This is a genomic window from Paratractidigestivibacter sp. (genome assembly GCF_052362415.1).
In the GTDB taxonomy this organism is placed as follows: Bacteria; Actinomycetota; Coriobacteriia; order Coriobacteriales; family Atopobiaceae; genus Paratractidigestivibacter.
The window spans coordinates 1-7,210 of record NZ_DAWEMK010000056.1 but is presented as its reverse complement, the minus strand read 5'-3'; the positions used below and the strand labels follow the sequence as shown (position 1 = coordinate 7,210).

Here is a 7,210-nt window from a genome sequence, read left to right as displayed (position 1 = left end):
GTAGCAGTACTCGATGTTGACGTCGAGTACTGCTACTGCTTCAGCCACCGCGACGGGGCGGCCGTCTTTGCGCTCAAGGTTGCCGACGCCGCTGCCGCCGCGCGCGCCGTCTGGACGCTTGAGGGCGCCGGCTTCAAGGCGCTCACGCAGGCCGACCTCTAGGCTCGCCGCCGAGCAATCGGCCTCGCTTGACGAATAAAGGGACCTCTGTCCTTGTGAGCTGGCCTCCCTTCCCCTAATCTCGAGGGGAGGGGAGGCTTTTTATGTCGACGATCTTCTCGTCAACCGTCTTCACGCGCGCGAACAAGTCCCGCGCCGTCATGGTGTGCGCGCTTGCTGCCGCGTCCTTCTTTCTGCTCGCGGTCGGCTTCGCCCGCTTCGGCGGGCCCGCCCCGCAAGAGCCCGTCGCGACCTTGGCCAGGCCTGCCCATGAGCCCATCGACCGCGCCGTCTGGATCTGCCTGTCCAGCATCGCGTTCTCGTTCTGGGGCGTCGCCGCCTACCTGCGCTGCCTCGACCCGACGACCAGGCGGCGCATCGCCGCGATCGCCGTGACCCTCACCCTCTGGCTTCTGGTGGTCGCGGTCAAGTGGAAGACGGCCGACAACGAGCTGGCCCGCTACCTGTGGTATTGCTACTACATCCCCATGGCGCTCGTTCCGCCGCTGTGCCTGTCCTGCGCGCTCCGCTCGGCTGGCCTCGGCCTCGGCGAGAAGGGCAAAAGGCACCGCGCGGCCGTGGCGTCGGTCTCGGCGCTCTTCATCGCCCTCGCGCTCACCAACGACCTCCACCAGCTCTTCTTTACCTTCGACTCCCCGAACCCCGGTACCGTGGGCGAGTATTTCTACGGCCCCGCGTACTGGGCTTTCTTGGCCTACACGGCCGTGTGCTTCATCGGTTTCTTCGCGGTGCTGTGGCGATCGTGCACGAGCGTCCTCAGGAGCCTTCTGGTGCCCTCCGCCACGGTGGCGGTCGGCGGCTTCCTCCTCAGCTCGGCCTATATCTTCCGGCTGGAGTGGACAAGGACGCTCAACTTCTCGCTCATCTACGGGATGCTCGTCATCGTCGCGCTCGAGCTCTGCCTCGATTTGGGGATCATCCCCTCCACGAGGTCGTTCGCCAGGGTGTTCTCCAAGCTTCCCTTCGACCTGAAGATCGTCTCGCGCGACGGCTCGCTCTTTCGCAAGACTGAGGCCTCGGCCGCTCTCGACCCGTCGGTGGCCCGTGCCCTTGCGGCCCATCCGCTGCCAGACGTGTTCACGCTGCCTGCTTACCCAGACGACGTTTTCTTTGCCTGGCCGCTTTCCGGCGGAAGCGCGCTTCTTACGCGCGACATGCGGAACATGCGCTCGCTTGGCCGTCAGCTCATGGCAAGAAGGGCCGACCTCGAGCAGGACCGCCGCACGCTCGAGCACGACCGCGACCTGGCGGAGCTCCTGGCCGGCCTCGAGGCGGAGTCTCGCCTGGTGGGCGACGTCGAGCGCGCGCTCTCCGATTCCATGCGGGAGGTGTCCGACGTCCTGCGAAACCTGCCCCAGGAGCCCGGCGCGAGGCTGCGCGAGCTCGAGCGGGCCCGCATGATCGTCGCCTACTGCAAGCGGAAGGGCTCGCTCGTGCTCGCGGAGGCGGCCGACCCCGAGCTCGACCGCGACCGCATCCGCCTCATCGCCAACGAGCTCGCGAGCGACCTTCGAGCCGTCGGCATCGACTGCGCCGCCATCGCGAGCCTCAACAGGCCGCTGGCCGCACAGCAAATGAGCGTCCTGTACGACTGCATCTACGATGTGGCGTTCATGGCGCTCGAGTGCGAGGGCCCTGTGCTCATGTACCACCTTGGCGAGAGGGGCGACGGCACGGTCGAGCTGCGCGCCCACCTGGAGTCGGATGACGAGGAGGACCTGGCCTCGCTCCCCAGGACCGAGGCGCTGCGCTCGCGGCTGGACGCATGCGACGTCATCTACTCGCTCACAGGCGAGGTGGGAAGGCTTTTGCTTGTTGCCAGGGTGAAGGCAGGGGGTGGGCGCCGATGACGCCGCTTCTGCTCAACGAGCCCTGTATGATGCTGATTGTGGTCGGGGAGTTCCTTTCCGCATGCCTGCAGGTCGTGCACCTCTTTATGGTCGTCTTCCGGGCTTCTTCGAGGCTCGGGTGGCTCTCGTGCGCCTATGAGGCCGCGGTTCAGCTTCACCTGGGCATCGCGCTGTGCGTCACCGTGGGCACGGGGGTCATCCGCGCGCCTTTGCTCGCCGAGGTCCTGGGGTTCTCGCGCTTCTTCTGGCTCCTGTGGGCCAACGCGGCCTTCTCGTTTATCGGGCTCGCCTTCGCGCTCTATCTCTCTCGTCCCGCGCTCCTTGTGGACGCGCTTCTCATGGGCCTGTGCATCCCGGGGGCTATCGGCGCGCTCGGGGCGCACTGGAACATCGTGGCCCTTCTTGACGTCTCGTGGTTCATGTTCCGCGGGCTCTCGTCCATCGTCATGGACGTCGTCTGGAGGTCGGAGGAGCTCACGGGGCTCTCCGTCGCCGAGGCGCTCATGGGCATGCCGGCGGGGATTCTCGTCACGGGCCCCTCCGGCGGCTCGGCGTTCATGAACGCCTCGATGCGCTCAAGCCTGGAGACCTTGGGGCTGCCGACCGACCTCGGCGACCTGAGCGGAATTTGGGGAGAGCTTTCCCGCCACGGCCGCGGCATCTGTGCCGAGGCGGGCGCGCTCGGCGTCCCCGCCGTCTCCGAGAGGGAAGAGGAGAGCCTGCTGGTCGACGTTGCGGGCGGAAGGACGCTGCTGTTCCAGCGCGACGCCGCCGGCGCCAAGTCGAGCGGCGAGAGGATCTTGTGCCTCGACGTCACCGAGTCGGTCGCTGCGAACAATGCCCTCGGGCAGACCAACCGCGAGCTCGAGGCCGCCGCCGCGGAGCTGCGCTCATGCCTTGCGGACGTCGACCGCGCGGCTGAGGCATCCGCGTATCTGCGCATGCGTTCCCGCGTCCACGACGTCGTGGGGCAGCGCCTGTCGATTCTTCACCGCTACCTCGAGATGGGAAAGACGGACCCCGCCTCGGTGGCCGAGCTCGAGCGCCTCCTCTCGTCGGTCATGGCGGACCTTCGGCAAGGCTCCGTCGGCGATGCCGCCGCCGAGCTCGACGCCGTCGTCTCCGCTTTCTCGCTCGTCGGCGTCCGCGTGGTCGTTGCGGGCGAGCTCCCGCGCAGGCGGGAGGTTGCCGCCGCCTTTGTGCGCGTGGTCCGGGAAGCGTGCACCAACTCGTGCCGGCATGCCCACGCCAAGCAGGTCTTTGTTAAGCTTGAATGCCCTGAGGGGCCGCTTGCTCGCCTCACCGTCACAGACGACGGGACCGGCCGTCCCGCGCCGGTGCGCGAGGGAACGGGCATCCCGGGGATGAGACGGGAGATGGAGTCCGTCGGGGGCGTGCTCACCGTCAAGCGGGATCACCCGTTTACCGTTTTGGCCGAGGTCGATGTAAGGGGTAAGGCCGATGATTGAGGTCATGATCGTTGAGGACCAGGCCATGCTGCGCGAGAGCCTGGCACAGACCATCGAGTCCCAGGAGGACATGCATGTGGCGGCCTGCCTTGCCGACGCCGCCGACGCGCCCGGCAGGGCGGCCGAGACGGGATGCGGCCTGGTGCTCATGGACGTCTGCACGGAGCACGACTCCAACGGCATCGTTGCCGCCAGGCGCATCAAGGAGGCCAACCCCGCGGTCCGCGTGGTCATCATGACGGGCATGCCGGAGGTCACCTTCGTCGAGCAGGCCAAGGATGCCGGTGTCGACAGCTTCGTCTACAAGAACGTCGGCATCGAGGAGCTTTTGGCGGTCATGCGCTCCACCGCCGCCGGCTACTCGACGTTTCCCCATACCCCGGACTCGATCTTTTCCGGCGCGGCGGCGCTCACCGACGTCGAGATCTCGATCCTGCGCCTTGTCTGCGAGGCGAAGACCCGCAAAGAGATCGCCGCAGAGCTCTACATGAGCGAGGGGACCGTAAAGCGCCGCATCGGCGAGATCCTTGCAAAGACGGGCTACGACAACATCCTGCGCCTCGCCGTCCATGCGGTCGCCGAGGGAAACATCGTTTCCGGCATGGGCAACAAGTAAGCCGGGGTGGGTCGCCCCGCCCCGGCTTGTTCCGGTCCTTCTTGCCGGCAATCTTTACGGAATGTGGATCAGACGCCGGAAGTAGACGTTGCCCGTCTCCTCCTCGAACATCCAGATATTGAGGTAGATGTCGTTCAGGTCGTTGTTCACGTCGAAGTCGGGGTCGTCGAAGGTCCCCAAGAACGTGAGGTAGGCCCGCGTCTCGCCGCCTGCCTCGACACTCTGGCGCATGTACACGTCGCGGAGGCGCCCGTTGACGTAGGCGTAGCCGTCCGTGTCGCCGATCATCATGTCGGATCCGGTGTTGTTCCACACGGTGAAGAGCACGACGGCGTCGCCGTAGCCGTCAGTATCCTTGCACTCGGCTCGGACGTGGATGTTCTCGTCCGCCTCAAGGTCGATGGGGAGCTCGTCGTCGGCCTCGGGCAAGGAGCTGGTGGCGTCGTCCCCCTTCGCATCCTCACCGGCGTCCTCGACCTCCTGCTGCATGCTCGACGAGGAACCTGCCCCGCCGTCGGTCGGGTGCTCCTCGGAGCAGCTCTCGTCCTCGGCGTCCTTGCCGGTCTCGATGGGCGGCTGCGTGTTGATCATGCCGTCCTTGTCGCGGATGTCGAGGCAACCGGCGAGGGGAAGCGCGCAGGCCGCAGCCACAGCCAAAGCGAGAATTCCCAGGCGCCTCATGGTGTCCCTCCTTAATCAGCGCCGGGGCCAAGGGGCTGCTCGAGCGCCCTTGGCCCCGTTGTTGGTCGACTCAGTTCACGCCACGGGCGTTACTGGATGTTGATGGGGTAAGAAGCGATGTCCTCGTAGGTCTCGTCGTCGTAGACGTCCAGCTGGCACTGGATGTTGACGAGCTCGTCGACGGAGTCGATGCCCTCGAAGGCGCAGAGCTTCGTGGCGGAGGTGCCGGGAAGGACCGCGGTGTAGAACCAGTTGTCGCTCATCACGCCGTTGACCGCGCAGGAGTCGTTCGGGATGGACATGGCGATCTTCTTGTCGCTGTTGTTGGTGATGGTGAGCAAGATGCCGACCTGGCCCCACTCGTCGGCCGCGCGGTCGGTGGCCACGATGGTCACGATTTCGTCGTCGGCGATGGTGACGGGCGGGTCGATGGGCACGGTCGCGGCCTCGGTCGAGCTGGCCGTGCCGTCGTCGCCGTCATCGGGGTCGCCCATGTCGGTGATCTTCTCGGACTCGCGGTCGGTCTTGATCTGGTCGGCCAGGCTGTCGTCGCCCTTCTTGAAGACGAGGGACGTTTCTTCGGCTGCGAAGGTCAGCTTGTCGTCGGCGAGCTCCTTGGTGTGGGCGGGCACAGCGCTGTAGCGGATGCCCATCTCGGAGATGCGCGCGAACGTGGGCTGCAGCGCGGTCAGAAGCTCGCTCTTGAGCTGGGAGTCGATGAGGTCGCGGGTGTAGACGGAATCGACGTTGCCGCACACGTTCTTGTAGAACATCAGGGGGTCGACGAGTTTGTAAGAGTACTCGCCGTTGCAGCGGACGGTGATGTCGACGTCGAGGCCGATCTTGTTGTCGACCACGCGGAACGGCACGGGGCTCGCGGTGCCGTACTTGTTGCCGACGATCTCCTTGGTGTTGAAGTAGTAGACCCTCTGGTCCTTGCCGGCGTCCCCGCCGAAGGTGAAGCGGCGTCCGACCTGCTCGAACGACTTCTTTACCATGTCGCCGAGGTTGCCCGAAAAGACGGAGGGCTCGGTGCCGGTGTCGTAGACGAACTCGCCGGGCTCGGCGCAGACCTCGACGACCTCGCCGTTCTCCACGATCATCATGCACTGGCCGTCGGCGACGGCCACGATGGAGCCGTCGGAGATGACGTTGTTCTCGCCCTTGGTGTTGGAGCTGCGGCCGCCGGTGCGCTTCTCGCCCTTGGCGACCAGGGTGTCCGCGTCGAGAGACTCGCAATAGAAGTATTCGCGCCACTGGTCGGCCAAAACGCCGCCAGCTGCCCCTACGCCTGCTTTAAGGAGTCCCATGATCTACCCCTTTCGTCGGTGGTGCTTTTCCGTTAGCTAGTCTTTCTTGCTCTCGTGGTGGATGCGCTCGGTCGTGGTGTAGTCGAAGCTGTCGTGGCTGTGCGTGATCTCGATGGAGTCGTTATCGAGGTAGCGGTTTGCCTCGGTCGCCTCTATTGCGCTTCTCATCTGGGCCGTGAGTACCGCGCACACGAGGAGCATGACGAGCAGTGGGACGAGGATGATGAAGCCCCACTGGATGAACTCCTCGTTCTCGGCGAGGAAGCCGCCGAAGTTCACGGCTGCGTAGCAGGCGGCAAAGAAGGCGGCGAAGATGCCCAGGCCGATGAGCGCGCGCTTCTTTTTGTCGATGGGCAGGTCGCCCACGAGGCGGCCCGTCTGCCCGTTCATGGCAAAGAGGAACTGCTGGCCTTCCCAGGTGGTGCCGAGCATTCAGACGGGCATGAGCGCGTAGACCGGGTCGGCCCATTTTTTCTCGACGTCGCAGCTCTCGCAGGAAACGGTGTCGTAGCCCTCGACGCTCGCTTGCAGAGCCTGCTCGACGCTCGAGTCTATTCGCTTCTGGGCGCGCTCGCGGCAGACGTCGGCGTCCTCGTCGTAGCGGTTGGCAACGAAGCCAGGCATGTAGGCGACCGAGAAGGGCACGAGCGCCTCGTAGTCGTAGGGCTCGATGGCGTCCATGTGCGCGTCGGGCATCTTTGTGGAGCCGTCGACGGGGACGCGGGCGAAGGACATGGCGCCGTCGCGCTCGACCGTGAAGTGGTCGGTCTCGATGACCTCGTCGCCGCCCTCGTAGTGGGTGCGCGAGCGCGTGGCCTCGAAGACGGCGCTGCCTGCGGCCTCGGTGTCGTAGAGCCAGAAGGGCACGTAGACGCCCTGCACCTCATTGATGCGGTTTCCGCCGGCGAAGCTCTTCGGCAGCAGGATCTTGCCCCCATAGTGCTTGGCCAGGGCCTGCTTGGCGGCCTTGTGGTCAAGCTTGAAGGGAATCACGAGCTGGGGCCGGAAATCGCCGGTAAGGCGGTCGGCCGCGACCACGGGGTTGCCGCAGTAGGGGCACTCGGAGACGGCGGTGCTCGTGTCGCAGACGAGCTCGGCCCCGCA

7 protein-coding genes are annotated in these 7,210 nt (G+C 65.8%); 3 read left to right on the top strand and 4 right to left on the bottom strand.

Going from position 1 to position 7,210, the window contains the following annotated elements:
* Positions 1-263: 263 nt before the first annotated feature.
* From ACT84W_RS06730 to ACT84W_RS06720, 3 genes are read left to right on the top strand one after another with little or no spacing between them, the layout of a single operon-like run.
* Positions 264-2,030, top strand: coding sequence for a histidine kinase N-terminal 7TM domain-containing protein (locus ACT84W_RS06730; protein WP_444328650.1), 1,767 nt, complete (start codon positions 264-266; stop codon positions 2,028-2,030).
* Between the two features lie 26 nt (positions 2,031-2,056).
* Positions 2,057-3,499 carry a sensor histidine kinase gene (locus ACT84W_RS06725; RefSeq protein ID WP_444328649.1) on the top strand — a complete coding sequence of 481 codons (1,443 nt, stop codon included), beginning with the start codon at positions 2,057-2,059 and terminating at the stop codon, positions 3,497-3,499.
* Positions 3,492-4,115 carry a response regulator transcription factor gene (locus ACT84W_RS06720; protein ID WP_444328648.1) on the top strand — a complete coding sequence of 208 codons (624 nt, stop codon included), beginning with the start codon at positions 3,492-3,494 and terminating at the stop codon, positions 4,113-4,115. The genes ACT84W_RS06725 and ACT84W_RS06720 overlap by 8 nt, the downstream gene beginning before the upstream one ends.
* Positions 4,116-4,169: 54 nt before the next feature.
* On the opposite strand, the gene ACT84W_RS06715 is transcribed toward ACT84W_RS06720, so the two are convergent.
* The 4 genes from ACT84W_RS06715 to ACT84W_RS06700 all read right to left on the bottom strand — a co-directional run.
* Positions 4,170-4,796, bottom strand: a complete 627-nt coding sequence (locus ACT84W_RS06715; protein WP_444328647.1) for a hypothetical protein — start codon at positions 4,794-4,796, stop codon at positions 4,170-4,172.
* Between the two features lie 89 nt (positions 4,797-4,885).
* On the bottom strand, positions 4,886-6,106 hold the full coding sequence (locus ACT84W_RS06710) for an SPFH domain-containing protein (protein ID WP_444328646.1): 1,221 nt from the start codon (positions 6,104-6,106) through the stop codon (positions 4,886-4,888).
* Between the two features lie 36 nt (positions 6,107-6,142).
* Positions 6,143-6,538: a hypothetical protein gene (locus tag ACT84W_RS06705; RefSeq protein WP_444328645.1), complete on the bottom strand. Its 396-nt coding sequence runs from the start codon at positions 6,536-6,538 to the stop codon at positions 6,143-6,145.
* A partial coding sequence (locus ACT84W_RS06700) for a hypothetical protein (RefSeq protein WP_444328644.1) occupies positions 6,539-7,210 on the bottom strand: 672 nt, incomplete at its 5' end.